At 64.6% G+C, this 24244-nt stretch carries 29 protein-coding genes; 15 read left to right on the forward strand and 14 right to left on the reverse strand.

Annotation, left to right across the window (positions count from 1 at the left end):
- Nucleotides 1–275: 275 nt before the first annotated feature.
- The 4 genes from IVB42_RS11055 to IVB42_RS11070 all read left to right on the forward strand — a co-directional run bounded on the left by IVB42_RS11055 (nt 276) and on the right by IVB42_RS11070 (nt 5051).
- Entirely contained in the window at nt 276–614 is a 339-nt protein-coding gene (locus IVB42_RS11055) for a phasin family protein (protein WP_007603238.1), read from the forward strand.
- Nucleotides 615–1395: 781 nt separating this feature from the next.
- The gene (clpS, locus tag IVB42_RS11060) at nt 1396–1728 is read left to right on the forward strand and encodes an ATP-dependent Clp protease adapter ClpS (protein WP_018455182.1); all 333 of its coding nucleotides are present in this window, start codon (nt 1396–1398) and stop codon (nt 1726–1728) included.
- A 290-nt stretch (nt 1729–2018) separates the two neighbouring features.
- Nucleotides 2019–4424, forward strand: a complete 2406-nt coding sequence (clpA, locus tag IVB42_RS11065) for an ATP-dependent Clp protease ATP-binding subunit ClpA (RefSeq protein ID WP_018455181.1) — start codon at nt 2019–2021, stop codon at nt 4422–4424.
- An 81-nt stretch (nt 4425–4505) separates the two neighbouring features.
- Nucleotides 4506–5051, forward strand: a complete 546-nt coding sequence (locus IVB42_RS11070; protein WP_204511403.1) for a cupin domain-containing protein — start codon at nt 4506–4508, stop codon at nt 5049–5051.
- Between the two features lie 46 nt (nt 5052–5097).
- Here IVB42_RS11070 and IVB42_RS11075 read toward each other — a convergent pair whose 3' ends face one another.
- The 5 genes from IVB42_RS11075 to IVB42_RS11095 all read right to left on the reverse strand — a co-directional run bounded on the left by IVB42_RS11075 (nt 5098) and on the right by IVB42_RS11095 (nt 9346).
- Nucleotides 5098–6519, reverse strand: coding sequence for an MFS transporter (locus IVB42_RS11075; RefSeq protein ID WP_247399086.1), 1422 nt, complete (start codon nt 6517–6519; stop codon nt 5098–5100).
- Nucleotides 6520–6665: 146 nt separating this feature from the next.
- On the reverse strand, nt 6666–6887 hold the full coding sequence (locus IVB42_RS11080; RefSeq protein WP_162496372.1) for a hypothetical protein: 222 nt from the start codon (nt 6885–6887) through the stop codon (nt 6666–6668).
- A 26-nt stretch (nt 6888–6913) separates the two neighbouring features.
- Nucleotides 6914–7939 carry an aldo/keto reductase gene (locus tag IVB42_RS11085; protein WP_085351373.1) on the reverse strand — a complete coding sequence of 342 codons (1026 nt, stop codon included), beginning with the start codon at nt 7937–7939 and terminating at the stop codon, nt 6914–6916.
- Between the two features lie 148 nt (nt 7940–8087).
- Nucleotides 8088–8291 (reverse strand): hypothetical protein, encoded by a 204-nt coding sequence (locus IVB42_RS11090; RefSeq protein WP_247399084.1) that lies wholly within the window; start codon nt 8289–8291, stop codon nt 8088–8090.
- 98 nt (nt 8292–8389) lie between these two features.
- On the reverse strand, nt 8390–9346 hold the full coding sequence (locus IVB42_RS11095) for a helix-turn-helix domain-containing protein (protein ID WP_247399082.1): 957 nt from the start codon (nt 9344–9346) through the stop codon (nt 8390–8392).
- Between the two features lie 196 nt (nt 9347–9542).
- Between IVB42_RS11095 and IVB42_RS11100 the strand changes: the two genes are divergently transcribed.
- Both IVB42_RS11100 and IVB42_RS11105 read left to right on the forward strand, forming a co-directional pair.
- The gene (locus IVB42_RS11100) at nt 9543–10559 is read left to right on the forward strand and encodes a carbon-nitrogen hydrolase family protein (protein ID WP_018455175.1); all 1017 of its coding nucleotides are present in this window, start codon (nt 9543–9545) and stop codon (nt 10557–10559) included.
- Between the two features lie 26 nt (nt 10560–10585).
- Nucleotides 10586–11626 (forward strand): phenylacetaldoxime dehydratase family protein, encoded by a 1041-nt coding sequence (locus tag IVB42_RS11105; RefSeq protein ID WP_247399080.1) that lies wholly within the window; start codon nt 10586–10588, stop codon nt 11624–11626.
- 5 nt (nt 11627–11631) lie between these two features.
- Here IVB42_RS11105 and IVB42_RS11110 read toward each other — a convergent pair whose 3' ends face one another.
- Entirely contained in the window at nt 11632–12270 is a 639-nt protein-coding gene (locus IVB42_RS11110) for an HAD family hydrolase (protein WP_085351376.1), read from the reverse strand.
- A 233-nt stretch (nt 12271–12503) separates the two neighbouring features.
- Here IVB42_RS11110 and IVB42_RS11115 point away from each other — a divergent pair, with 233 nt between their 5' ends.
- Nucleotides 12504–12800: a hypothetical protein gene (locus IVB42_RS11115; RefSeq protein ID WP_085351377.1), complete on the forward strand. Its 297-nt coding sequence runs from the start codon at nt 12504–12506 to the stop codon at nt 12798–12800.
- A 76-nt stretch (nt 12801–12876) separates the two neighbouring features.
- Entirely contained in the window at nt 12877–13077 is a 201-nt protein-coding gene (locus IVB42_RS11120; protein ID WP_247399079.1) for a hypothetical protein, read from the forward strand.
- A gap of 42 nt (nt 13078–13119) precedes the next feature.
- On the opposite strand, the gene IVB42_RS11125 is transcribed toward IVB42_RS11120, so the two are convergent.
- On the reverse strand, nt 13120–14160 hold the full coding sequence (locus IVB42_RS11125; RefSeq protein WP_346659067.1) for a TRAP transporter substrate-binding protein: 1041 nt from the start codon (nt 14158–14160) through the stop codon (nt 13120–13122).
- 115 nt (nt 14161–14275) lie between these two features.
- Here IVB42_RS11125 and IVB42_RS11130 point away from each other — a divergent pair, with 115 nt between their 5' ends.
- The 4 genes from IVB42_RS11130 (at nt 14276) to tsaA (ending at nt 16937) form a co-directional block, all read left to right on the forward strand.
- The gene (locus tag IVB42_RS11130; protein ID WP_162496378.1) at nt 14276–15220 is read left to right on the forward strand and encodes a lytic transglycosylase domain-containing protein; all 945 of its coding nucleotides are present in this window, start codon (nt 14276–14278) and stop codon (nt 15218–15220) included.
- Between the two features lie 106 nt (nt 15221–15326).
- Nucleotides 15327–16067: an AzlC family ABC transporter permease gene (locus IVB42_RS11135; RefSeq protein ID WP_247399075.1), complete on the forward strand. Its 741-nt coding sequence runs from the start codon at nt 15327–15329 to the stop codon at nt 16065–16067.
- Nucleotides 16064–16414 carry an AzlD domain-containing protein gene (locus IVB42_RS11140; RefSeq protein WP_085395617.1) on the forward strand — a complete coding sequence of 117 codons (351 nt, stop codon included), beginning with the start codon at nt 16064–16066 and terminating at the stop codon, nt 16412–16414. The genes IVB42_RS11135 and IVB42_RS11140 overlap by 4 nt, the downstream gene beginning before the upstream one ends.
- Nucleotides 16415–16445: 31 nt before the next feature.
- A complete protein-coding gene (gene tsaA, locus IVB42_RS11145; protein ID WP_018455166.1) occupies nt 16446–16937 on the forward strand; it encodes a tRNA (N6-threonylcarbamoyladenosine(37)-N6)-methyltransferase TrmO in 492 nt (163 codons plus the stop codon).
- Nucleotides 16938–17046: 109 nt separating this feature from the next.
- Here the strand turns inward: tsaA and IVB42_RS11150 are convergent, their stop codons facing one another.
- Genes IVB42_RS11150 through IVB42_RS11165 form a run of 4 tightly spaced genes read right to left on the reverse strand, consistent with a single transcriptional unit; the run spans nt 17047 to nt 20046 of the window.
- Nucleotides 17047–17475 carry an HIT family protein gene (locus IVB42_RS11150; protein ID WP_018455165.1) on the reverse strand — a complete coding sequence of 143 codons (429 nt, stop codon included), beginning with the start codon at nt 17473–17475 and terminating at the stop codon, nt 17047–17049.
- Between the two features lie 52 nt (nt 17476–17527).
- On the reverse strand, nt 17528–18772 hold the full coding sequence (locus tag IVB42_RS11155; protein WP_247399073.1) for a GNAT family N-acetyltransferase: 1245 nt from the start codon (nt 18770–18772) through the stop codon (nt 17528–17530).
- A gap of 54 nt (nt 18773–18826) precedes the next feature.
- Nucleotides 18827–19573 carry a glycerophosphodiester phosphodiesterase gene (locus IVB42_RS11160; RefSeq protein WP_085386300.1) on the reverse strand — a complete coding sequence of 249 codons (747 nt, stop codon included), beginning with the start codon at nt 19571–19573 and terminating at the stop codon, nt 18827–18829.
- A 5-nt stretch (nt 19574–19578) separates the two neighbouring features.
- On the reverse strand, nt 19579–20046 hold the full coding sequence (locus IVB42_RS11165) for a RidA family protein (RefSeq protein ID WP_007611287.1): 468 nt from the start codon (nt 20044–20046) through the stop codon (nt 19579–19581).
- A gap of 233 nt (nt 20047–20279) precedes the next feature.
- Between IVB42_RS11165 and IVB42_RS11170 the strand changes: the two genes are divergently transcribed.
- Together IVB42_RS11170 and IVB42_RS11175 are read left to right on the forward strand one after the other, a co-directional pair.
- The gene (locus IVB42_RS11170) at nt 20280–21125 is read left to right on the forward strand and encodes a cell envelope integrity EipB family protein (protein WP_007611285.1); all 846 of its coding nucleotides are present in this window, start codon (nt 20280–20282) and stop codon (nt 21123–21125) included.
- Between the two features lie 65 nt (nt 21126–21190).
- Nucleotides 21191–21592 carry a RidA family protein gene (locus IVB42_RS11175; RefSeq protein WP_085351382.1) on the forward strand — a complete coding sequence of 134 codons (402 nt, stop codon included), beginning with the start codon at nt 21191–21193 and terminating at the stop codon, nt 21590–21592.
- Between the two features lie 9 nt (nt 21593–21601).
- Here the strand turns inward: IVB42_RS11175 and IVB42_RS11180 are convergent, their stop codons facing one another.
- From IVB42_RS11180 to IVB42_RS11190, 3 genes are read right to left on the reverse strand one after another with little or no spacing between them, the layout of a single operon-like run.
- A complete protein-coding gene (locus IVB42_RS11180; RefSeq protein WP_085351383.1) occupies nt 21602–22009 on the reverse strand; it encodes an ACT domain-containing protein in 408 nt (135 codons plus the stop codon).
- On the reverse strand, nt 22009–23298 hold the full coding sequence (locus IVB42_RS11185) for a DNA polymerase IV (RefSeq protein WP_085395620.1): 1290 nt from the start codon (nt 23296–23298) through the stop codon (nt 22009–22011). The genes IVB42_RS11180 and IVB42_RS11185 overlap by 1 nt, the downstream gene beginning before the upstream one ends.
- A complete protein-coding gene (locus IVB42_RS11190; protein ID WP_027518410.1) occupies nt 23295–23606 on the reverse strand; it encodes a DUF3572 domain-containing protein in 312 nt (103 codons plus the stop codon). Before IVB42_RS11190 ends, IVB42_RS11185 begins: the two co-directional genes overlap by 4 nt.
- A gap of 266 nt (nt 23607–23872) precedes the next feature.
- On the opposite strand from IVB42_RS11190, the gene IVB42_RS11195 reads away from it, so the two are divergent.
- Nucleotides 23873–24238 (forward strand): response regulator, encoded by a 366-nt coding sequence (locus tag IVB42_RS11195; RefSeq protein WP_007603272.1) that lies wholly within the window; start codon nt 23873–23875, stop codon nt 24236–24238.
- Nucleotides 24239–24244 lie beyond the last annotated feature (6 nt).

A 24244-nucleotide genomic window follows, 5' to 3' on the forward strand; every position in this document is an offset into this window, starting at 1 on the left:
GGGGGACGTTGGACCTGAGCCGCTGTTCTGGCTAAGCTGATGTTCTCCAACGGCTTTTGGCCGCTTGTGGAAGTTGAACACGTCCAGGGAATCAAGGTAGGGGGCCGCGGTTTCCAAAAGCTTAAGGAACCATTGCGGGAAACCCCGGGAATCTTGGCAAATTTGCCCGCAATTTTGTGCGACGCACAAAATTCTTGACTTTTTTGTGCGTTGCACTAATCGTGAGCAGAGTCAGGGAGCCGGGGCTTCCGACAGGCTAGGGAAAAGGATTCCGAATGTTCAAGGTTGAAGACTTTCAGGGCTACGGGAAAGAGCACTTCGAGCAGTACGTCGCCTCCGCGACGTCGATGCAGCACGGCCTTCAGGCGATCGCCAGCGCTTATGGCGACTACACCAAGAAGTCGTTCGAAGACACCAAGTCCTTCGTCGAGAAGCTTTCCGGCGTGAAGTCGCTGGACAAGGCCGTCGAAGCGCAGACCGAATTCGCCCGTTCCGCCTACGAGTCCTTCGTCGCGGAATCGCAGAAGATCGCCGGCCTTTACAGCGACCTCGCCAAGCAGGCGTTCAAGCCGGTCGAGACCATCGTGTCGAAGTTCACCCCGGCCGCCAGCTAACGTTTCCTGACGTCCTGGAATCAAAGGCCCGGCTGCAGTAGCCGGGCTTTTTTTGTTTGTCTCGAAGTGTAGGTCTCAGCGCGCCATCGCAGCTTCCACAGCGTGCCGGTTTCCTTGAACATCGAGACGTCTGATCTGCCTTCGTCATCAGATAGAACTTGTCGGTGCGGCTCGCGCAATACTGCAGCACGCGGGAGGTCGGGTCGCTCCGGTGTTCACCTGCACCGTATGGATCCTGATGTTCGCCGCCTTGGCGTTATCGCACAGCTTCTTCTGCCGCGCGTCGATCTGCGAGGCGTGACGATCCCCGGAAATCTGTGCCTTTGCCCGTTTTCGCGTCACGCCATTGAGGGTAAATTGGTCCGTAGATAACCGGAGATAGCCCGCGCGAAACCGCCGCAGCCGCGTTGCTGGCCGGGTTCCTGGTGAACATCTTCTAAACCGGCGGGGCGGAAGCTTTTGTCAAATCAGTCCGGATTGATTAACCTTGGTGAGGATCGCCCGGACCGGGAATCGGGACCGCCATGGCCGCATCGGCCGAACTGCCGCACGCTTGCGGCGAGCCGGGGGCAGGCCCATATTCGGTGAGGCCGATCCGGTTTGGACCGGACCGGCTGGAAGCGGCGATCCAAAAAGGCGGTGCGCCTGTGCGAAGCTCCGAAGGCCGGGGCTGCGCGGCGAACCGTCATACGCTTCCGTGGGGAATTTGAACGCCTGAGCCATGCCGCAACTGTCTTCCAGACCAGATCCCTCCGCGGCCGCCGCCGCCCACGCTGCCCTGATGAGCAACGACGAGAACCGTTCCGGCGGTCCTTCCGCGCCAAACACGTCCGTCATCACCAAGGTCAAGCCGAAGACCAAACGGCCGAACCTGTACCGTGTGCTGATCCTGAACGACGATTACACGCCGATGGAATTCGTCGTTCATGTGCTGGAGAAATTCTTCCAGAAGGACGCCGAGGCCGCAACCAAGATCATGCTGCACGTTCATCATCACGGGATCGGGGAGTGCGGCGTGTTCACCTACGAGATCGCCGAGACCAAGGTGACGCAGGTGATGGATTTCGCTCGCAAGCACCAGCATCCGCTGCAATGCGTGATGGAAAAGAAGTAAGACACGTTACGGCGCATTCGAAGCCGGTTCTTGTGCATGTCGCAGTGTGATTGCCGCGTGATGTCTGCGCGCGATGTTCGTTGCAGAGGGCAAAACTACGGAATTTCGGACCGGTGCTGATCGTGCCCAAACCGGAACGGGTTTTGCATCAAAAAATACCGTAGCTGTGCAGCCGCCTGAGTCGCGGAACCGGTCTTTCGCCGCGATCTTGTATAACTATATGTGACAAAGGTTGTTGTTGCCTGACCGGGCGATGGCGATCATGATGGTGGGGGCCATAGAGGACGCGAATGCCGACTTTTTCCCAAAGCCTTGAACAATCCCTGCATCGTGCACTGGCGATCGCAAACGAGCGTCATCACCAATACGCGACGCTCGAGCATCTTTTGCTCTCCCTGATCGACGACTCCGATGCAGCCGCCGTCATGCGCGCCTGTAGCGTCGACCTCGACAAGCTCCGTACGAGCCTCGTCAATTATCTTGAGACCGAATTCGAGAACCTGGTGACGGACGGCGCCGATGACGCCAAGCCGACCGCAGGCTTCCAGCGCGTGATCCAGCGCGCGGTGATCCACGTGCAGTCGTCCGGTCGCGAAGAGGTGACCGGCGCCAACGTGCTGATCGCGATCTTTGCCGAGCGCGAGAGTCATGCCGCGTATTTCCTGCAGGAGCAGGACATGACGCGCTACGACGCCGTCAATTATATCAGCCACGGCATTGCCAAGCGGCCGGGCGTCTCCGAGGCGCGGCCGGTGCGCGGTGTCGACGAGGAGACCGAGACCAAGGGCAGCGAGGACGCCAAGAAGAAGGGCGAGGCGCTCGAGACCTATTGCGTCAACCTCAACAAGAAGGCGCGCGACGGCAAGATCGATCCGGTGATCGGACGCAATTCCGAGATCAACCGCGCGATCCAGGTGCTGTGTCGCCGGCAGAAGAACAATCCGCTGTTCGTGGGCGAGGCCGGCGTCGGCAAGACCGCGATCGCGGAGGGCCTGGCCAAGCGCATCGTCGACAGCGAGGTGCCGGAGGTGCTGGCGGCTGCGACCGTGTTCTCGCTCGACATGGGCACGCTGCTCGCCGGTACGCGCTATCGCGGCGACTTCGAGGAACGCCTGAAGCAGGTGCTGAAAGAGCTCGAGGCGCATCCCAACGCCATCCTGTTCATCGACGAGATCCACACCGTGATCGGTGCGGGCGCGACCTCGGGCGGTGCGATGGATGCCTCGAATCTGCTCAAGCCCGCGCTGGCTTCCGGCACCATCCGCTGCATGGGCTCGACCACCTACAAGGAATACCGCCAGCACTTCGAGAAGGACCGCGCGCTGGTGCGGCGCTTCCAGAAGATCGACGTCAACGAGCCGACGGTCGAGGACGCGATCGCGATCCTCAAGGGCCTCAAGCCGTACTTCGAAGACTACCATCGGCTGAAATACACCAATGAGGCGATCGAGGCTGCGGTGCAGCTCTCTTCGCGCTACATCCACGACCGCAAGCTGCCGGACAAGGCGATCGACGTGATCGACGAATCCGGCGCGGCGCAGATGCTGGTCGCCGAGAACAAGCGCAAGAAGACCATCGGCATCAAGGAGATCGAGACGACGATCGCCTCGATGGCGCGGATCCCGCCGAAGAGCGTGTCGAAGGACGATGCCGAGGTGCTCAAGCATCTTGAGCAGACCCTGAAGCGCACGGTGTTCGGTCAGGACAAGGCGATCGAGTCGCTCGCCGCTTCGATCAAGCTGGCGCGTGCCGGCCTGCGCGAGCCGGAGAAGCCGATCGGCTGCTATCTGTTCTCGGGTCCGACCGGCGTCGGCAAGACCGAGGTCGCGAAACAGCTCGCGGCGTCGCTCGGCGTCGAGCTGTTGCGCTTCGACATGTCCGAATACATGGAGCGGCACACCGTGTCGCGCCTGATCGGCGCGCCTCCCGGCTATGTCGGTTTCGATCAGGGCGGCCTGCTCACCGACGGTGTCGACCAGCATCCGCATTGCGTGGTGCTGCTCGACGAGATCGAGAAGGCGCATCCCGATCTCTACAACGTGCTGCTCCAGATCATGGATCACGGCCGGCTCACCGACCACAACGGCAAGCAGGTCAACTTCCGCAACGTGATCCTGATCATGACCACGAACGCGGGCGCGTCCGATCTCGCCAAGCAGGCGTTCGGCTTCACGCGCTCGAAGCGGGAAGGCGACGACCACGAGGCGATCAACCGGCAGTTCGCGCCGGAATTCCGCAACCGTCTCGATGCCGTCGTGTCGTTCGGCCATCTCAGCGTTGAGGTGATCGGTACGGTGGTCGAGAAGTTCGTGCTTCAGCTCGAAGCGCAACTCGGCGATCGCGATGTCACCATCGAGCTGTCCGATCCCGCCAAGACCTGGCTGGTGAAGCATGGTTACGACGAGCAGATGGGCGCACGTCCCATGGCTCGCGTGATCCAGGAGCACATCAAGAAGCCGCTGGCCGACGAGGTGCTGTTCGGCAAGCTCAAGGGTGGCGGCCATGTCCGCGTCGTTCTGGTCAAGGACGAGGCCGACGAGACCAAGGACAAGATCGGCTTCGAGTTCGTCGAGGGTCCGGTCACGCCGAAGCAGGAGAAGCTCCCGGGTGCCCGCAAGCGCCCGCCGGGCAAGTCCAAGCCCGGTGGCCCCGGCGGCTCGAAGGGGCCGACCAAGAGCCCGCTGGTCAAGGCTTGATCTGCGCGCGATGAATTGAAAAGGCCGGCTGAGAAGCCGGCCTTTCTCGTTGGCAGCCAAATATAAGCAAGAAGATCCGGTATGACCAACACGCCTTCTGCAAACTCGTCGTCAGCTTCCTCGATCCCCGCCGACGATCCCGGCCGCGCCCTGACGGTCGCCGATCCCGACGGCGCTGACGTGCCGCATATCTCTGTGGCCGGCGGCACCTACACGGTTCTGGTGTCGGGCGCGCAGACCGCAGGACGCTATTGCCTGGTCGACATGCTGGTGCCCGCCGGCGGCGGGCCCCCGCCGCACCGCCACGACTTCGAGGAGATGTTCACGCTGCTCGAAGGCGAACTTGAATTCACCTTTCGCGGTAAGTCCCATACCGTAAGTGCGGGGTCGACCGTCAACGTCCCGGCCAACGCGCCGCACGCGTTCAAGAACGTGTCCGGCAAGACGGCCCGTATGCTCTGCATGTGCGCGCCAGCGGGACAGGACGAATTCTTCCTGGCGGTTGGCTTTCCCGTCGAAGGCCGCACATCGCCACCGCCGAAGCCGACCCCGGAAGAGATGGCCGAGAAAGGCAAGCTGATCGCAGCACTGCTGCCGAAATATCGCACCGAGATGGTGAAGATGTGAGGCGCGGCGGACGCAGCCGAAATCGGCCTTCCCAAATGGTCGCGCGCTATTCGCCGCGCAGGCGCTGGTCGTCCTGCACGCGAACATGCTCGGCGCCGCGCGCACCCGCGGACGACAGCCGCAACATGCTCAGCGCTGCGCCGCAGAGCGCGAAGCCGACGCCGGTCAGCAACGCGATCCTGGTTCCCTCGATCGGATAGCGGCCGAGGAAGAGTGCCACCAGCGCTGCGCCGGTGGTCTGCCCAAGCAGCCGCGCCGTCCCCAGCATGCCGCTGGCGCCGCCGGCACGCTCGCGCGGGGCGGCCGCGATCATGGTGCGGTTATTGGGGGTCTGGAACAGGCCGAAGCCGGCGCCGGCCAGCGCCATCCGCCAGACCACGTCGAGCGGCGTGGGCGCAGCCGGCAGCAAGGCGAGCGCAGCGAGGCCGCAGGCGAACAGCGTAAGGCCGATGCCGCCGAGCAGGCCGGCCGGATAATGCTCCACCAGGCGGCCGGCGAGGGGGGCTGCGAACGCCAACGCGATCGGCCACGGCGTGATCAAGAGGCCCATATGCACCGCCGAATAGCCGAAGCGGCTCTGGAGATAGAAGGGGATCGCGACGAAGGCCAGCATCTGCCCGCAGAACGAGGCGATCGAAGTCGCAATCGACAATGCGAACACGGGGATGCGCAACAGGTCGATCGGCAGCAGCGGCGAGGCCATGTGGGTCTCGCGGTAGATCAGCAGCGCGCCGGCGACGAGCGCGATGGCGAACTGCACGAGGCAGGTGATCGCGGCTTCGCCATGACCGACGCTATCGACGGCCGCGATGCCGACGCCGAAGGTGATCGCGGACAGCCCCGCGCTCTGCCAGTCGAAGGAATGGCTCGCAGGCCTGGTGTGCGGCAGGCTGCGCAGGCCCAGCACCAATGTCACCACGCCGAGCGGAACGTTGATGGCGAACAGCCAGGGCCAGCTGCCGAACGCCAGGATACCGGCGGCGAGCGTCGGGCCGACCGCGGCTGAGAAGGCGACGACGAGAGCGTTGAGCCCGATGCCGCGGCCGAGCTGGCTGCGTGGGTAAGTGAAACGCACCAGCGCTGCGTTGACGCTCATGATGCCGGCCGCGCCGAACCCCTGCACGATGCGTGCAATCGTGAGGAGCGGCAGCGTGTGCGCCAGCGCGCAGAGTGCGGAGGCAAATGTGAACAGCACCAGGCCGACCAGATAGACGCGGCGATAGCCGACGATCTCACCGAGCGAAGCCAGCGGCAGCAGCGAGATCGTGATCGCGAGCTGGTAGCCGTTGACGATCCAGATCGAGAACGCCGGGCTGGCGTCGAGGTCGGCCGCGATCGTCGGCAGCGCGACGTTGGCGATGGCGCTGTCGACCACTGCCATGATAATGCCGAGCGCAATGGTCAGGACCGCCTGGCCACGCTGCGGCTGCGGCAGGCCGTCGGCGTGCTCCATGGAGGCTGGCAACATGATGGCGGCGTGCTTGATTCGAGCCGTGGTTCGTCTCCGGATTAGGAAATTGCGAGATGCATCGCAACCCGGCAGGATACGGGCGGTTCCTGCGCCGGGAGCGGGTCTCCCGGCACCGCGGGCATGGGTCGGCACGGCCTCGCGGCTCACCAGCGGGAGGTCGACTTCCCGAACACATAGAGCGCGCCGAGCCCAACCGTCACCGCGGTCGAGACGATCAGGATGGTGCGCTCCCAATCGATCCGCTCCGCTCGGCGCGGTTGAGATTGAGAGCGGTGAACAGGGCCTTCATGGCAAATCGGCGCATCGGCTGCCTCGCGTGAGCGCACGATGCCACTGTCGGCGCGGGCCGGCTTGATGCAGCTCAAGCCGGACTGCGCCGGCGTGCCGGTCTCTACACCGCCGGCGGATTGCGGTCGGTGAAAGTTGTGCGCTGGTGCCAGTAAGGATAGGGCAGCGTCACCTTGCTCGCCGCATCGAGCTTGGCGATCTGGTCCTTGGTCAATGACCAGCCGACCGCGCCGAGATTTTCGCGCAGCTGCGTCTCGTTGCGCGCGCCGATGATCAGCGTCGAGACGGTCGGACGCTGCAGCAGCCAGTTCAGCGCGATCTGCGAGACGCTCTTGCCCGTTTCCCTGGCGACCTCGTCGATCGCATCGACGACGCGATAGACGTGCTCGTCCGGCACGGGCGGGCCGAACTCGGCCGTCTTGGGCAAGCGGCTTACGTCAGGCTTTGGCTGGCCGCGGCGGATCTTTCCGGTGAGGCGTCCCCATCCGAGCGGCGACCAGACCACCGCGCCGAGGCCCTGGTCGAGGCCGAGCGGCATCAGCTCCCATTCGTAGTCGCGCCCGATCAGTGAATAATAGGTCTGGTTGGCGACGTAACGCGGGAAGCCATGCTTGTCGGCAACGCCAAGCGATTTCATCAGGTGCCAGCCCGAAAAGTTCGACACGCCCACGTAGCGGATCTTGCCGGCGCGCACGAGCACATCGAGAGTCGCGAGCACCTCTTCAGGCGGGGTGAAGGCGTCGAAGCCGTGAAGCTGGAACAGGTCGATGTAATCGGTGCCGAGCCGGCTCAGCGAAGCGTCGATGGCTGTAAGCAGATGCTGCCGCGACGACCCGATGTCGTTGGGGCCGTCGCCGAAGCGGAACGTCGCCTTGGTCGAAACCAAAACCTTGTCGCGGCGGCCCTTGATGGCTTCGCCGAGAACGCGCTCGGACTCGCCGAGCGAATAGACGTTCGCGGTGTCGAACATCGACACGCCGGCATCGAGGCAGATATCCAGAAGGCGCCGGGCTTCGGTCGCGTCGGTGGTGCCCCACGCAGCGAGGCGGCCCACGCCGCCGAAGGTGCCGGTCCCAAGACTCAAGGCGGGCACCATGAGGCCCGAGCGGCCCAAGCGTCGGTATTCCATCGATTTGCTCCTCGGCTGGCCGCTGATTGATCCCCGCGACCTCTGCCGGATCGTAATGCAAGGCTGCGCCGTGTCCTACCTCGCGTTCACATACCGGCCTTGCTCGGAAACGGCCTAGTCGTGCAGACGCATGTCATCGAATGCCGCGTCAGTCACGCGCGGGGCTGGCCGTCGTCGCCGGAAGCCGAGCCGCGCCCCTCGTTACTGGTGATTGAAGGCAGGTGGCCTCGCTCTCGCGCGCCGGCCGCGGCAGGAGCGTCAGGCTCCAGCCCAACGCAACAAGCACCGCGAGCCGGATCGCGATCACGCCGAGCAAGACTTCCGATCCGCTTATCGTGGCGTTGGTTCTCATGTGCAGAGCCTGATCCCGGCTGCAGCACCTGACAATCTGGAATTCACGAGCACGGCCTTCGCCTGAAGCGAAGGCTCGGGCCATTGGCTGCCCGGACGTCAATGCCGCGACTGGCTCTGCCGGAAGTCGCGCGGTGACATCCCGAAATGCTCGCGGAAGACGCGGCCGAAATGCGAGAGGTCGTTGAAGCCCCAGGCGAAGGCGATCTCGCTGATGTGGCGGTGAGCGAGCACGGGGGAGGCGAGGTCGCGCCTGCATTGAGCGAGGCGCTCACCGAGGACGTAGCGCTGGAACGAGGTGTCCTCGTCAGCCAGGAGATCGTTGACATAGCGGGACGAGATGCCGAGCGCCGCTGCGGTCTCGGACAGCGAGAGGTCGGGATCGGCAAGATGAGCCCGGATATACGCCTTCAGTCGGTAGAGCAGGGCGGAGCGATGCGTCGAGGACGGCAGCGGCGTCTTGCCCAGCCGCTCGCCCAGCGCCATCGCCAGGACATCGACGGCCTGTTCCGACAGAGCGGCGGCGTGGTGCAGATCGATCTGATCCGCGCTCTGGCAGAGCCGGTAGATGAAATCGTAGGCGATCCTCTGCAGTGGCGAGTCCGGCCCGAAAGAGGTGGCAGTAAGAGTTTCGGTCGCGCCGAGCCGGCGCTGCAGCATCTCGCGCGGCACCTTGAAGATGGTCTGCGTGAAGATGCCGTCGAATTTCAGCTCGTAGGGACGGGTGGTGTCATAGAGCGCAAACTCTCCCGGACTGACCACGGCCTCGCGGCCGTCCTGCACCACGCCGCCGGCGCCGCGATTGCCGAGCGCGATCAGGATGAAGTCCTGATCCGAGCGCGCGATGCGCGACGGCGTGCGCAACACGTGTTGACGGTCGGAGCAGACCTCGGAGCATTCCGCCTTGCCCAGTGGCGCCCGGGTGACCGTGCCCCGAAAGGCGCTGCCAAGATCGGACCTGCAGTCGAGCCCGACGAAGACGTCGCAAACGATATCCTGCCAGAGCGCAAGCCGGCGGTGGCCTGGGCTGTCGTCCGTGGTGAACTGGATTGGCATCTGCAGAGCCTCCCTTTCACATCCCGCAAAATCGCGTGTCGGCGCTGGTCCCGACTGACGAAGGCAAATCCCGTACCGGGTCGGTGAATCCCGTCCGGTCGAGTTTTTGTTCCGCCGCGGTCGAGCGCCCGCCGCCCGGCTTGGTCAAATAGACTGCATCGGACCTGGCTTCCGATCAACCGGCAAGGAGGCGGGAATGGGCATCGAACATCCGAAATACAAGGTCGCGGTGGTGCAGGCGGCGCCCGCCTGGCTCGATCTCGACGCCTCGATCGACAAGTCAATCGCCCTGATCAGGGACGCCGCCGAGAAGGGCGCCAAGCTGATCGCTTTTCCGGAAGCCTTCATCCCCGGCTACCCCTGGCACATCTGGATGGATTCGCCGGCCTGGGCGATCGGTCGTGGCTTCGTGCAACGCTATTTCGACAATTCGCTGTCCTATGACAGTCTGCAGGCCGAGCGGCTGCGCGACGCAGTGCGCAAGGCCAAGCTCACTGCCGTGCTCGGTCTGTCCGAGCGCGACGGCGGCAGTCTCTATCTGGCGCAATGGCTGATCGGGCCCGATGGCGAGACCATCGCAAAGCGCCGCAAGTTGCGGCCGACCCATGCCGAGCGCACGGTCTATGGCGAGGGCGACGGCAGCGATCTCGCCGTGCACGCGCGGTCCGACATCGGCCGCATCGGCGCCCTGTGCTGCTGGGAGCATCTCCAGCCGCTGTCGAAATACGCCATGTATGCCCAGAATGAGCAGGTCCATGTCGCGGCCTGGCCGAGCTTTTCGCTCTACGATCCTTTCGCGCCGGCGCTCGGCGCCGAGGTGAACAACGCCGCCTCGCGCGTCTATGCGGTCGAGGGCTCCTGCTTCGTGCTCGCGCCTTGCGCGACGGTCTCGCAAGCCATGATCGACGAGCTCTGTGATCGGCCGGACAAGCACGCGCTGCTGCATGCCGGCGGCGGCTTCGCTGCGATCTACGGCCCCGATGGCAGCCAGATCGGCGATAAGCTCGCGCCGGACCAGGAGGGCCTCTTGATCGCCGAGATCGATCTTGGCGCCATCGGCGTCGCCAAGAACGCCGCTGATCCAGCCGGGCACTATTCGCGCCCCGACGTGACCCGGCTCCTGCTCAACAAGAAGCGATACCAGCGCGTCGAGCAGTTTGCGCTGCCGGTCGACACCGTCGAGCCCACGGACATTGCCGCGGCGGCGAGCTGATCGCCGCAATCGAGGGAGGCACGATCATGGAATCCGCAATTCCTCTGCATCTCGAGACGCCGCGCACGCGCCACAAGCGCGTGCCGGACGATTACGAGCCGCCATACCCGTCCTTCGTGGCGCGCTATAAGCCTTCCGTGAACCGGGTCGTGATGGCCTATTTCGGCCTTCAGTATCGCGGCACGGCGGCAGCTGCTGCAACGGACGCTCTCGCCGAAATCGCGGCGCGGTTTGCCGCGGAAGGCGGTCCTTCGCATTGGGACCGGGCGCAATATGTTGATCAGGCAGGCTACGAGAACGTCGTCTCGGTGGCCTATTGGGACGACATTGCGCGGTTCGACAAATGGTTTGCATCGGCGCGCGAGGCCTGGACCGGAGCGCAGCCCGAGGGCATCGGCACGTTCATCGAGGTGCTGCGCCCCACGGTGGCGCGGCACGAGACGCTGTTTTCCTCGCTCGGCCGGCCCGAGGGCGTCGCCGCAATCTCCGGCGGCATGAGCGGCGAGGTGCAGGAGCACGCCTATTGGGGCGGCATGCGCGACCGCATCCCGCTGTCACAGACCGATCCGATGTCGCCGGGCGGCAATCCCGAGCTGATCCGCGACGGCGCGCGGCTGCGCGTGAAGGCGCACGACAATCTCTGTCTGATCCGATCAGGCCAGGATTGGAGCGATACCGAAACCTCGGAACGAAAGCTCTATCTCGACGACGTCGAACCGGTGTTGCGCGAGGGCATGGATTTCTTGCGCGATGACGGCCTTGGCATCGGCTGTTACGCCAACCGTTACATGCGCGTGCTTGCAGCCGGCGGGGACGCGAGTGAAAAGTCCTACGGTCAAAGCTGGTGGAAGAGCCTGGCGGCGCTGGAGCGGTGGGCGGAATCGCATCCGACCCACGTCAGGATATTCGGCGCCGCGATGAAGTACCTGTCGACGCTCGGCCCCTCGGCAAAACTGCGGCTCTACCACGAGGTCACCGTGGCTGCTGCCGACGAGCAGTTCTTCGAGTACCTGAACTGTCACGCCAAGACCGGCATGCTGGCGGCGGTGGAGACCGTCGCCGCTTGATAGAGTTAGATCACGCAATGGCCGAGCAGCTCGGGATGCGCGGCGCAGATGTGATGCGCGCCGGCGTCCCGCAGCTCGGTCTCGCTGCCGTAGCCATAGAGCACGCCGATCGCGGTCATGCCGTTGGTGCGGGCGCCGACCACGTCATGGCTGCGGTCGCCGATCATGATCGCGCTGGCGGGATCGACCCTGGCTTCGTCGAGCGCGTAGCGCAGCAGGTCGCGCTTGTCGACGCGCGTGCCGTCGAGTTCGGAGCCGAACACCCGCTCGAAATACGGTTTCAGGCCAAAATGCTCGACGATACGGGTGGCGTAGACCGCGGGCTTGCTGGTCGCCACGAACATGCGCGGTGTTGTCGCGGCAAGCGTTGTCAGCGTGTCCACGATACCGGCATAGGCTTCGTTCTCGAACAGGCCGACGTCGCTGAAGCGCTCGCGATAGAGCAGCAGCGCCCGGTCGGCGAGTTCCGCGCTGCCCGTGAGCTTTTGCAGGCTGGCATGCAGCGGCGGCCCGATGCACCAGGTCAGCTCGTCCTCGCTCGGAACCGCAACGTTGAGCCGCTCCAGGGCGTACTGGATCGAGCGCGTGATCCCGGGCTTCGGGTCGGTCAGCGTGCCGTCGAGATCGAAATAAATGGTCACCATATTGTCGCGCCTGTGTTGATACCGCCGCCTATTGCCAGACCTAAACGAGGCCGGGGGCCAAGGCAAACGCGCAACCATTGTCACGCCGAAAATCGCCTTCCCGATACCGCGTATCCCTTAAAGCTCGCTATTCGCGGGAGGGAAGCGTAGAGTCGCGCCATCACCGCCTTTCCATTGGCATCGACCGGTGACTGAGGGTCACCAGCGCTCCCGCCGACTGAGCAGGAGCGTGCATGACTCGATTTCGTCTGGTCGACTGGATCCGCCGGAGAGCGCTTCTCGTCGCATTGATGCTTGGCACATTGATACTTGGCACACTGTCGCAAGGCGCTGTCGCGGCAGGACCGGACTGCCGGGCGATCGAAAGCACGAGCGGACGTCTCGCCTGCTACGATGCTGCGTTTCCTCCGAAGGAAAAAAAGCCCGCTGCTGCGGAAGGCGATGGGTCCCGTGCTGCCTACAAGGACCCGTTCGTGGCGGAAGAGGCCAGAACCGCGGCGAAGCTGAAGAACATCTGCCGCGGCTGTTGAGGGTTGCTCGTTCGCCGCGCTCGTCGATCAACGAGTCCGGACGAGGGATCGAGACGATTTTTTCAGGAGAGGCCGGATGAGCGAGCGACTTGAAACCCTGAAGAAGGCCCGTGAGCGCATGATCGAGGACAGGGACGCGCATGCGAAAGTGCTGGCCGCCCCCTTTGAGCGCGACACGGCCGAGCGAGCGCGCAACGAGTTTATCGAGATCCAGGCGCTGATTGATGCCCTCGACGGCGCCATCCGGGGCGAAATCCCGGTTGCGGTCAAAAACTAAGGCGGTAGGCAGCGAGACCAGCGGAGCGCCGCTACCGCTCCCTCATTGCTGTCTCGCCCATTCAACGATGGCGGTCGCCTCCGCGCCTGCCCGGGTTTCCCAGGCGGTGATCGCGCCCGTTGCTGCCTTCCGCAGCTCCGTGACAAGGGACGCAGGCGCCGGCTCGGCGATATGGACGCCATTGTCGCGCATGCGCGGATAGTTCTCGATGGTGCGGTGGCTCAATAGCGCCAGCTGGCTCTGCTCAGTCTCGGCCGCCGCCGCCAGCACCTCGCGCTGCATCGGTTCGGACAGTTCGGCAAAGGCGTCGCTGCGGACGAAGGCGATCGAGATTGGCATCGCGTAGTTGATGGCCGTGAAATGCGGCAGGAAGTCCCACAATTTGCGTCCCGCGCCGCCGTCGCCGGAGGTGAGGAAGGCATTCAGCCGGTGTTCCCTCAGTCCGGCGAGCGCCGCATCCATCGGCAGGAATTGCGCGTTCGCGCCGGCTGCGCGCATGACCTCGGTGGAATTGGCATCGTAGGTTCGCAGATTCAGTTTCGGCAGGTCGTCAGCACCGTCGAGCGACTGCTCCGACCAGAGGCCCCTGGCCGGCCAGATCGTCACATAGAGCAGCTTGAGGCCGCGCGCAGCCAGCGCCTTCTCATAGAGCGGTCGCGCCCGCAGATTGGTGGCCCGGGCGAGATCCACCGATTGCACGAGAAAAGGCAGGGTGGACAATCCGAGCACAGGGTCGAGGCCCGAGAGCGCGCCCGCGAAGGCATCGCCGCCCGCGATCCGGCCGTCCAGCGCCGCGCGCGGCATCTCGCCCGAGTTGATCTTGAGCTGGTTGTCGAAGGCGTTAGTCACGGTCACGAAGCCGTGGGTACGGTCGGAGACGCGGCTGGCGAAAGTCGCCAGCCCAATCCCGGAGATGTTATTCTCAGGGTATTCCGTGGTCATCCGCCAATTGACTTGAGACGCGACTTGAGACGTCACCTGCGCGGCGGCTGGCGCGACGCTCAGGATGAGCGCGGCGAGGACAAGGATCGCGCGGATCCGTTTGGCGGGGTAACGCATTGGGAGAAGCAGGTCAGGCAGCATGATATTGGCGACCCGTCGAACCATGGCACGATGCCACAACATTGTTGATCACACTGTCGCATGCCGCGCCGAGGCGCGCCACCGCCGTGCCTGCGCGCGATGGGTGCAGATTGCGATGTGCATCATCTCCGCGCTGCTTGTCTCGTCGACCCAGGCCGCGGCATGGGACAGTTCGCCCGCCAAGACCGACGTTGCCATCCCCAGCGTCGAAGAACTCGCTGTGCAGCCGGAGAAGCCCGGTGCGCGGGAGAGCGACACGCGGGAGTCGATCTGCCTGATCATCGAGGCCGCGGCGCGCGATGCCAATCTTCCACTGGAGTTCTTCGCCCGCGTGATCTGGCAGGAAAGCCGCTTCCAGACCGATGCGGTCGGGCCGGTGACGCGCAGCGGCGAGCGGGCGCAGGGGATCGCGCAATTCATGCCGGGCACCGCGAGCGAGCGCGGGCTGCTCAATCCCTTCAATCCGGTGCAGGCGCTGCCGAAGTCGGCGGAATTCCTGAACGAGCTGCGCAACCAGTTCGGCAATCTCGGGCTGGCGGCGGCCGCCTACAATGCCGGGCCGCGCCGGGTGCAGGAATGGCTCGCCGGCACCGGCGGCATGCCCGAGCAGACCCGCAATTACGTTCTTGCGATCACCGGCACGAGCGTCGATGCGTGGGCCAAGGCAGGCGCGACCGGCAAGGGGCCGCCCAGCGTGCCGCCGACGAGCTGCCGCGATCTGATGGCGCTTTTGAAGCGCGCGCCGAATGCCTTCGTCGCCGAGCTCGAGCAGCATGTGGAGCTTGCGGCTGCAAAGGTCTGGGGCGTGCAGCTCGCCGCGGGCTTTGACCGCAACCGCGCGCTGGCGATGTACTCCCGCGCGGTCACGCGGCTGAGCGCCGTGATCGGCGAACGTGATCCGAGCCTGCTCAGCTCGGTGATGCGCAGCCGCGGCACGCGCGCCTTCTACCAGGTGCGCATCGGCGCCGATACGCGGAGCGAGGCGGATGAACTCTGCGGTCGCATTCGCAAGGCCGGCGGGGCGTGCTTCGTGCTGAAGAATCGCGGTGTGAGCGGGTAGGGCATCTGTCCCAGCGTGCATGCCAGCCCCGCCGTGCGCTTTCTTGACGCGAGGCGCCGCATTGCCCGTTATGCGGGCACGATTCCTCATCCGGCCAAGACTCCCCGTGGCGCTTCCTCCGCTCGATTCACCTCAATGGCAAAGTCCCTGGCGCGCCTTTGCGTGGGGGCTGCGCTCGATCACGCAGACCATCCTCACGCTCGTGCTGTTCGTGACCTATCTCGGCATCGGCGCGCTCGCCCACGACACACATTTCAGCCTGCTCTGGGCGCTCTGCTCGACGCTGTTCGTCTGGGCAGGTCCGGCGCAGATCATCCTGATCACCACGCTTGGCTCCGGCGCGACGATCGTCCAGTCCGCGATCGCGGTCACCGTCAGTGCGATCCGGCTGTTTCCGATGGTGGTCTCGGTGCTGCCGTTGATGCGCACGCCGACGACGAAACGGCGCGAGCTGTTTTTCGCGGCGCATCTCACCGCGGTGACACTGTGGGTCGAATGCCATCGCTTCCTGCCGCAGGTACCGCGTGAACGCCGGATCGCCTTCGTCAACGGACTTGGCTTCGGTCTTGTCTCGGTGTGTCTCACCGCCAATGCGGTCGGCTATTTCCTTGCCGCCAATCTGACTCAGACGCTTGGCGCGGCGATCCTTTTGCTGACGCCGCTGTCCTTCCTGTTCTCGACCGCACGCAACAGCCGCGAGGTCGCCGATGTCGTCGCCCTCGCGCTGGGCATATTGCTGTATCCGCTGGCCGCGAAGATGAACTCCGGCCTCGACATCCTCGTCAGCGGCCTCGCGGCTGGCACGATTGCTTATGGCGTGCATTGGTGGCGGGAGGTGCGCGCATGAGCTTTGCGCAGCTCATTGGCGACTGGCACGCCCTGGCGGTGCTGTTCGTCGCCGGCGTTGTTCCCAACCAGATATGGCGCATGCTGGGCCTGTGGTTCGGCGGCGGCATCGACGAGGGCTCCGAGCTTCTGGTCTGGGTACGGGCGGTCGCCACGGCGATCCTGGCCGGCGTCATCGCCCAGATCGTGGTCGAGCCCCCTGGGGCGCTTGCGAGCGTGCCGGACGCCCTGCGCTACGGTGCGGTCGGCGCCGGCCTCGTCGTCTTCCTGCTGGCCCGCCGCTCGATCTTCGCGGGCGTGGTCGCGGGCGAAGTCTTCATGCTGGCCGGCAAGTGGTGGTTGGGCTAAAACCGCCGGCGAACAGCAGGGAATTGGACATATGGTTCGCGAAAACCAGCTCCGCGAGGGTGAAGTCTCCATCGAGCTGCCGCCGACGCAAGATGCCGGCCTCGTCTTCATCGGCCGCATCCGCACGCCCTGGAGCTCGCGGATGGAGACCCCGCGGCAGGGCCGGACAGACGGCCCGATATGTCGGCTCGAGATCTTCGAGCCATTCGTGCCGGCGATCAAGGGCGTCGATTTCTACAGCAATCTCGAAGTGCTTTACTGGCTCGACAAGTCGCGCCGCGACATCGTCCTGCAAAGCCCTAAGAACAACGAGAAGACCCGCGGCACGTTTTCGCTGCGCTCGCCGGTGCGCCCTAATCCGATCGGCACGTCGATCGTGAAGCTGGTCGGCATCGAGGGCAACGCGATTCTGGTGCGCGGGCTCGATTGCCTCGACAACACGCCGCTGATCGACATCAAACCAGATCGTTGCGAGTTCACGCCGCTGGCCGCCCCGCAGCCTGGAGATTTTCAGACGGAGTGAAGTGTCTCCTCCGTCATTTCGAGGAGCTCTTGCGACGAAGCAATCCAGACTGTAGCCGCGGAGGCAGTCTGGATTGCTTCGCTGCGCTCGGAATGACCAGTGGAGAGCGTCAGCCCGCCTTCAACGCCGCGATCAGCTTGGTCGCGTTCTCTTCCAGCACCTTGACGTCTTCCTTGCGGCTGGCGGGCGGAAGCATCGCCACGCCGTCGTGGCGCGGCATCACGTGCATGTGGAGATGAAACACCACCTGTCCGCCGGCCGCCTCGTTGAACTGCTGCACGGTGATGCCGTCGGCCTTGAACGCCGTCATCGCTGCGGCAGCGATTTTGTGTGCGCCGCGGGCGACGTGGGCGTAGTCGTCCGGCTTGATGTCGAGGATGTTGCGGGCAGGAGCTTTTGGAATCACCAGCGTGTGGCCCGGTACCCGCGGCATGATGTCGAGAAAGGCGAGCACGTGCTCATCCTCGTAAACCTTGTGGCAGGGGAATTCACCGCGGAGGATCTTCGCGAAGATGTTGTCGGGGTCGTAGGCGGTCATGGCGGCGGCTCCCTGGAATTTTGCGCTTACTGTCACCAGCCGCAACGAACCGTCAAGGCGCCTCGTCGGCGCCTTTGCGGAACGGGCCGAGCTCGGCCAGCTCCCGTCCGGCTTCTGCAACATAGGCGCGCTCGCGCTTGAGGTAATCGTCGATGGCGCGGCGCAAGCCCGGATCAGCGATGAAGTGAGCGGAGTGGGTGGTCCGCGGCAGGTAGCCGCGTGCGATCTTGTGCTCGCCCTGCGCGCCGGCTTCGACATTCGCCAAACCGCGTTTGATGGCGAAGTCGATCGCCTGGTAATAGCAGACCTCGAAATGCAGGAAGGGATGATGCTCGACCGCACCCCAGTTGCGGCCGAACAGCGTGTCCGAGCCGATGAAGTTGATCGCGCCCGCGATCCAGCGATCGTTGCGGCGTGCCATGACCAGCAGCACGTCCTGGCTCATGGTTTCGCCGATCAGCGAGAAGAATTCTCGCGTCAGATAAGGCCGGCCCCATTTGCGCGAGCCGGTCTCCATGTAGAATTGAAAGAAGGCCTCCCAGGCATCTTCGGTGATCTCCTTGCCCGTGAGGCAGTGGATGGTTACCCCGGCAGCCAGCGCATCGCGCCGTTCGCGCTTGATCGATTTGCGGTGGCGGGAGTTCAGCGTCGCCAGGAAATCGTCGAAACTCGCAAAGCCTTCGTTGTGCCAATGGAACTGCTGGTCGGTGCGCTGGAGGAAGCCGTGCTCGGCGAGCAGCTTCCACTCCGCCTCGCGGGCGAAAGTGACGTGCACCGAGGAAGCCTTGCTGACACCGCACAGCGCCACCAGCCCGCTCGCCAGCGCTTCCATGATGTGCTCGCGGTCAACGCCGTCGCGGACCAGCAGCCGCGGTCCCGTCGCCGGCGTGAACGGAACCGAAACCTGCAGCTTCGGATAGTACCGCCCGCCGGCGCGCTCATAGGCATCGGCCCAGCCGCGGTCGAAGACATATTCGCCTTGCGAGTGCGATTTCAGATAGCAGGGCACGACGCCGGCGACGCGACCGTCGACCTTGGCCACGAGATGCCGCGGTCCCCAGCCGGTGCGGATCGTGGCCGAACCCGATTTCTCAACGGCCGATAAAAACGCGTGGGAGACGAAGGGGTTATAGCCGGGCTTTGAGAGGCCGAGGGAATCCCCTGGAAGTCCGGATGAGGTTCCCTTGCCATGCCCATTACAAGACTTGCCGCCGGGATTGGCGCAGGCGTCCCAGTCGTCCGGCGATACTTCGCCAATGGAAGGTACGGCCTCAAGGGTGATTTCGGATGGTGCCATCGTGCCCAAGATCGTGCATTGCAGCAGCGACTTCAAGAGTGGGAAACATCAAGCCTAGGGTACGAAGCCCTCGAAGATCATCTGATCCGCATATTGCGCGACCCGCGTCCGCTGCTCGGTCGTACGCACGGTCCAGCCCAGTAGAGCGCAGCCGAACACATTGCGGGCGATCCAGGGGGCGGGGGCGGGCAGGTCGTCGACCCTAAAGGCGACGAACTGCGGCTGGGTCTGAAAGCCATGGCGCAGGTACAGCATGCTGTCGCGCTGCTGCTGCGTCAGGTGAGCCCAGTAGTCGTCCTGATAGCTCCGTTGCGCGACGATGCCGCGGGGGCGGGATGGCAGCAGCTCGCGCAGCGCCAGCACCTGGTCCGGGTCGAACGACATGCCGACCGCTGGGCCATCATAGGACGCGAGCACCTCGGCCATCCGCTTCACCAGCTTGCGGTCGCGGTCAAAACGGCTCTTAACCTCGATCACCAGCGGCACGCGGCCGCCAACAAGGGCGCAGAGGTCGCTGAGCGACATCATCCGCTCGGCCGTGTCCTTGAACGTGAGCGCCTTCAGTTCAGTGGCGGTTTTCTCGACCAGCGGGCCGGTGGCCTCGGTCAGGCGGCCGAGCGCATGGTCGTGATGCACCATGGCCTCGCCGTCGGCGGAGAGCTGGATGTCGACCTCGATGGAGAAATTGCCCGCAATTGCAGCCTGCACCGCGCCCGGCATGTTCTCGACGATGCCGCGGGAAATGTCGTGCAGGCCACGATGGGCGACCGGGCGGGCTGTCAGCCAATCAGGAGCGCGCATTCGCCTCAGGCGACCTCAAACACGCCTTCGACCTCGACCGCCGCATCCGCGGGCAGGGAGGCGACGCCGACAGTGGTGCGGGCATGACGGCCCTTGTCACCGAAGGCGGCGACCATCAGGTCGGAGGCGCCGTTGAGGACCTTCGGCCCGTCCAGGAAGTCCGGCGCGGAGTTGATGAAGCCGCCGAGGCGCACCACGCGCACGACCTTGTCGAGGTCGCCCAGCGCCGCCTTGACCTGGGCCAGCAGATTGACGGCGCAGCCGCGGGCGGCCGCGGCGCCGTCTTCGATGGTCACGCCGGCGCCGAGCTTGCCCTTGGCGATCAGCTTGCCGGCGGGATCGAAGCAAACCTGGCCGGAGACGAACAGCAGATTACCGGTGCGCACGAACGGCACGTAGTTTGCCACGGGGGTGGGGGCCTCGTGCAGCTTGATGCCCTGTTCCGCCAGCTTCTGCTCGACCGTGCCCGCCATGTCCGACCTCGTTGTCCAAAAATCCATCCGCCCCGGCGCATCCCTTGCAGGCCGGGCGGGCCCTGTTTCGCCCATCGTGCCGCCACATGCAAGCAACCGTCGGGGTGGCATTTTGTTGAGGCAGGGCAGGAGGTTCAATGCAAAGGCCGCAACTTTACGTGAAACGGCCTCAGTTGCGACGCAATGGAACGGTCATTAAAATGTCGAATCTGCGCTTTCCTCAGGAACCAGACATGCTGCACCTTTTCCGGACTTCGCTCGGTGTGACGGCGCTCGCGGCGGCCGCTCTCGGCCCCGGAGGCGGGGCGTTGGCCGCGAACGGTCCGTTTCTCGCGCATCAGGCGCTCTATGATCTGAGCCTGGTGAAATCGCGCTCGAATTCGATCAACAGCGCGCGCGGCCGCATCCTCTACAATTTCACCGGAAGTTCGTGCGAGGGCTACACCTCCGAATTCCGCCAGGTTTCCGAGCTCGACAGCGGCGAGGGCAAGGTCACGCTCAGCGACCTCCGCTCCAATTCCTGGGAGGACGCCGGCGGCAAAAGCTACCGCTTCAAGATCGAGACGCGGATGAACGAGGCGGATGCCGGCCGGGTCGACGGCTCGGCTGAGCGCGACGGCGACCACATCAACGTCAAGCTGAAGCTGCCGGCCCCGAAGAGCTTTACGCTCGACGGCAAGATCGTATTCCCGACCGAACAGATCCAGCGCATCATTGCCGCCGCCAAGGACGGCAAGTCGCTGCTCGAACTCTCCGTCTATGACGGCTCCGACGATGGCCAAAAGGTCTACAACACGCTGACCGTGATCGGCCAGCCGATCCCCGCCGAACGCGAAGGCTCGCCCGATCCCTCGACGTCCGACGAGCACATGAAGTCCCTCAAGCGCTGGCCCGTCACCGTCAGCTATTTCGATCGTGAGGCCCAGCAGAAGGAAGGCGAGCAGACGCCGGTCTATGCGATGGCGTTCGAGCTCTACGAGAACGGCGTCTCGCGCCAGCTTGTGCTCGATTACAACGATTTTGTGATTTCGGGCGCGATGGGCAAGTTCGACGCGAAGGACAGCAAGCCCTGCAATTGAGGGCTGGCCTGCAACGCGGTCTCTGGCTACGCTCCTCCCAACCACAAACATCCGGGAGGCTCGTCATGCCCAAGCTCGATCATCTCCGTCCCAGCGGCCTGCATCACAATCCCGCCTATTCGCATGTCGTCACCGCCACGGGGGCGCGGACGATTTACATCTCCGGCCAGGTGTCGGTGGATGAGGAGGGGCGGATCGTCGGCGAGGGCGACATCGCCGCGCAGACCACGCAGGTGATGCAGAATCTCGGGCACGCGCTGAAAGCAGCCGGCGCGAGCTACGCCAATATCGTGAAGATCACGACCTTCGTCGTGAACTACAAGCCGGAGCTGCGCCCGATCATCGGCAAGGCCCGCTCGGCCTTCTTCGAAGGCATGGAGCCGCCGGCGAGCACGCTGGTCGGCGTCTCGGCGCTCGCCGCGCCGGAATGGATGATCGAGATCGAGGCGGTGGCTGTCGCGGATTGAGATCTTTCGCTACAAGTGTGTTGCGTTGGACATCTCTCGCAGAAGAACCATCGCGTCGTCAGCCCTGTCTGCCGGCACAAACAAATGATCGTGGTGGAACGCCGAAACGGCGTTCACGCTGATGCCGGCTGCGGCGAGACGTGCCGTGATCGCCGCCAGGAAGCCGACCGCATCGAGCGCGGAGTGAACCGTCAGGGTGATCAGGCACGATGCAAATGCGTGGCGTAGTCCTGCCGCTTCGGCCTCTTCGCGCAGGAGCACCAGCGTCGTTCCTTCCTGCTCGCAAAACGTCAGCAGTGGACTGAGCGCTGCGGGAACTGGCTCGTTCGTCGGGATCGTGCAGAACACGAAGATGCCCGGCCGCATCTCCGGCTTCATGTGTCTCAGCAGTGCGTGGAGGTCGCGTTCGCCTGTCATCACTCCTGCGCCTTTTCCGGCCCCTCATACGCGATGCCGCGGATCACTGCGGCGCTGCCGAATTTCTTGCGCAAGCTGTCCACCGCGCGCTCGGCATGGGCGGCGCGGCGGTCGAGCATGTCGGTGTCGTCGGCGACTGAACCCTCGCGCAGGGCGCTGACGCCGGCGCCCATCAGGCGGAAGGCGGTGCCGTCGATCTCTTTCGCCAGCATCTCGCGGCAGATCGAGAAGATCTTCGCGGCAAGCTGCGTCGGGGCCGTGATCGACTGCGAGCGGGTGCGCTGGCGGAAATCGGCGGTCTTCAGCTTCAACGTGACGGTCAGGCCGGCGAGCTCGCTGCTCTTAAGGCGAGACGACGTCTTTTCGCACAGCCGCCACAAAATCTTCTCCAGCGTCGCGAAGTCCCGGATGTCGGTCTCGAACGTCGTCTCGCTCGAAATCGTCTTGGCGCCCCGATCGGGCTCGACGCGGCGGTCGTCGATGCCGCGCGCGAGTCGCCACAGCCTGCGGCCGTCACTCGGAAACTGCCGCATCACCTCGATCTCGTCGGCCTTCTGCAGGTCCGCGATGATGCGGAAGCCGCGTTGCACCAGACGCTCCTGCGTCGCGGGTCCAACGCCGAAAATGAAACCGACCGGCTTCTCCGCCAGCATCAGGCGCGCTTCGTCCTGGTCGAGCGCAGCAAACCCGCGCGGCTTGTCCAGGTCGGAGGCGATCTTCGCCAGGAACTTGTTGCAGGAGAGGCCGACCGAGACGCTGATGCCGATGTCGCGCTCGATGTTGCGTGCGAACCGCGCCAGCACCTTGGCCGGGATCATGCCGTGCACCCGCTCGGTGCCGGAGAGATCGAGGAACGCCTCGTCGATCGAAAGCGGCTCGACCAGCGGCGTCAGCGCTTGCATGGCCTGGCGCACCTCGCGCCCGACCCGGACATATTTCGCCATGTTCGGCGGGATCACGGCTGCATGCGGGCAGGCTTCCAACGCCTTGTACATCGGCATGGCCGACCGCACGCCGTAGGTGCGGGCGATGTAGCAGGCGGCCGACACCACGCCGCGCTTGCCCCCGCCGATGATCACGGGCTTGTCGGCGATGTCGGGATTGTCGCGCTTCTCGACGGTCGCGTAGAAGGCGTCGCAGTCGATATGGGCGATGGTCAGGCTTGCGAGCGCGCGGTGGCGGGCGAGGCGGGGGGAACCGCAGGCGGAACAGCGCCGCACGCCCATATCCAGATCGGCCGAACAATCCCGGCAGAAGCAGCGGGGCCCGGCCGTCTCCAAGGAGGTCACGGCACGTCGCGCTCCCAATTGGGGTCGCCGAGCGCGTCGCCGAGAACCTGCCGCGCTGCGGCAACGTTGGTCGGATGCAGTTCCGCCGTGCTGGCAAAAGCCTTCACGGTGGCGTCGTCGCGCATCACGAAATCCAGCACGCTCAGCAGGAAATTGGGGTCCGAGGCGGCATTGCGCAGCATCTCCGGGCCGACCCCTGTCTCGGCCAGGAACAGGCCCAGCCGCTCGGGTTCGCCCGCAACGAAAGACAGCGCCTGAAGCGCAACGATTTCAGCGACTTCGCGCGGGTTGTGAACAGGCTTTTTCACGTGGCCGGTTTGCCTTTCCGTTAACTTTCGGTGTCTACTTTGGGGCCACCATGCCCGAGTCTCGTTTCCAAGTCTCTTGCCCAGTCTCTTACCCAAGTCTTGCGACCCCCGACAAGCAACTGGAAACCACATCGCAGAAAGTCGGCCCTCGGGTTTAACGAAACTCAAGCGAATTCGAGGCTAGTTTGAATCCAGTTTTCGAAGCGCCGGCGACCGGCGCCTGAGGCGTCACATGCATCGGTCTGCGGACCAATCAGGAGGGCGGGATGGCTAAGACCGTCCTCATCGTGGAAGACAACGAGCTCAACATGAAGCTCTTCCGCGACCTGTTGGAGGCGCACGGCTACCAGACCACCGGCACCAGCAACGGCTACGAGGCGCTCGACCTCGTTCGCAAGATGCGGCCCGACCTCGTGCTGATGGATATCCAATTGCCGCAGGTCTCGGGCCTGGAGGTGACGCGCTGGATCAAGGACGATCCGGAGCTGCGCAGCATTCCCGTCGTCGCCGTCACGGCGTTCGCGATGAAGGGCGACGAAGAGCGCATCCGCGAGGGCGGCTGCGAGGCCTATTTGTCCAAGCCGATCTCGGTCGGCAAATTCATTGAGACGGTCCGACGTTTCATCGGATAGGAAGTG

Source organism: Bradyrhizobium sp. 45 (genome assembly GCF_023073155.1).
In the GTDB taxonomy this organism is placed as follows: Bacteria; Pseudomonadota; Alphaproteobacteria; order Rhizobiales; family Xanthobacteraceae; genus Bradyrhizobium; species Bradyrhizobium canariense_D.

Bases quoted from the DNA above. Each gene is read 5' to 3' on its own strand.
- IVB42_RS11055 (WP_007603238.1), top strand. From the start codon at position 276: ATGTTCAAGGTTGAAGACTTTCAGGGCTACGGGAAAGAGCACTTCGAG.
- clpS (WP_018455182.1), top strand. From the start codon at position 1,396: ATGAGCAACGACGAGAACCGTTCCGGCGGTCCTTCCGCGCCAAACACG.
- clpA (WP_018455181.1), top strand. From the start codon at position 2,019: ATGCCGACTTTTTCCCAAAGCCTTGAACAATCCCTGCATCGTGCACTG.
- IVB42_RS11070 (WP_204511403.1), top strand. From the start codon at position 4,506: ATGACCAACACGCCTTCTGCAAACTCGTCGTCAGCTTCCTCGATCCCC.
- IVB42_RS11075 (WP_247399086.1), bottom strand. From the start codon at position 6,519: ATGTTGCCAGCCTCCATGGAGCACGCCGACGGCCTGCCGCAGCCGCAG.
- IVB42_RS11085 (WP_085351373.1), bottom strand. From the start codon at position 7,939: ATGGAATACCGACGCTTGGGCCGCTCGGGCCTCATGGTGCCCGCCTTG.
- IVB42_RS11090 (WP_247399084.1), bottom strand. From the start codon at position 8,291: ATGAGAACCAACGCCACGATAAGCGGATCGGAAGTCTTGCTCGGCGTG.
- IVB42_RS11095 (WP_247399082.1), bottom strand. From the start codon at position 9,346: ATGCCAATCCAGTTCACCACGGACGACAGCCCAGGCCACCGCCGGCTT.
- IVB42_RS11100 (WP_018455175.1), top strand. From the start codon at position 9,543: ATGGGCATCGAACATCCGAAATACAAGGTCGCGGTGGTGCAGGCGGCG.
- IVB42_RS11105 (WP_247399080.1), top strand. From the start codon at position 10,586: ATGGAATCCGCAATTCCTCTGCATCTCGAGACGCCGCGCACGCGCCAC.
- IVB42_RS11110 (WP_085351376.1), bottom strand. From the start codon at position 12,270: ATGGTGACCATTTATTTCGATCTCGACGGCACGCTGACCGACCCGAAG.
- IVB42_RS11115 (WP_085351377.1), top strand. From the start codon at position 12,504: ATGACTCGATTTCGTCTGGTCGACTGGATCCGCCGGAGAGCGCTTCTC.
- IVB42_RS11120 (WP_247399079.1), top strand. From the start codon at position 12,877: ATGAGCGAGCGACTTGAAACCCTGAAGAAGGCCCGTGAGCGCATGATC.
- IVB42_RS11125 (WP_346659067.1), bottom strand. From the start codon at position 14,160: ATGCTGCCTGACCTGCTTCTCCCAATGCGTTACCCCGCCAAACGGATC.
- IVB42_RS11130 (WP_162496378.1), top strand. From the start codon at position 14,276: ATGTGCATCATCTCCGCGCTGCTTGTCTCGTCGACCCAGGCCGCGGCA.
- IVB42_RS11140 (WP_085395617.1), top strand. From the start codon at position 16,064: ATGAGCTTTGCGCAGCTCATTGGCGACTGGCACGCCCTGGCGGTGCTG.
- tsaA (WP_018455166.1), top strand. From the start codon at position 16,446: ATGGTTCGCGAAAACCAGCTCCGCGAGGGTGAAGTCTCCATCGAGCTG.
- IVB42_RS11150 (WP_018455165.1), bottom strand. From the start codon at position 17,475: ATGACCGCCTACGACCCCGACAACATCTTCGCGAAGATCCTCCGCGGT.
- IVB42_RS11155 (WP_247399073.1), bottom strand. From the start codon at position 18,772: ATGGCACCATCCGAAATCACCCTTGAGGCCGTACCTTCCATTGGCGAA.
- IVB42_RS11160 (WP_085386300.1), bottom strand. From the start codon at position 19,573: ATGCGCGCTCCTGATTGGCTGACAGCCCGCCCGGTCGCCCATCGTGGC.
- IVB42_RS11165 (WP_007611287.1), bottom strand. From the start codon at position 20,046: ATGGCGGGCACGGTCGAGCAGAAGCTGGCGGAACAGGGCATCAAGCTG.
- IVB42_RS11170 (WP_007611285.1), top strand. From the start codon at position 20,280: ATGCTGCACCTTTTCCGGACTTCGCTCGGTGTGACGGCGCTCGCGGCG.
- IVB42_RS11175 (WP_085351382.1), top strand. From the start codon at position 21,191: ATGCCCAAGCTCGATCATCTCCGTCCCAGCGGCCTGCATCACAATCCC.
- IVB42_RS11180 (WP_085351383.1), bottom strand. From the start codon at position 22,009: ATGACAGGCGAACGCGACCTCCACGCACTGCTGAGACACATGAAGCCG.
- IVB42_RS11195 (WP_007603272.1), top strand. From the start codon at position 23,873: ATGGCTAAGACCGTCCTCATCGTGGAAGACAACGAGCTCAACATGAAG.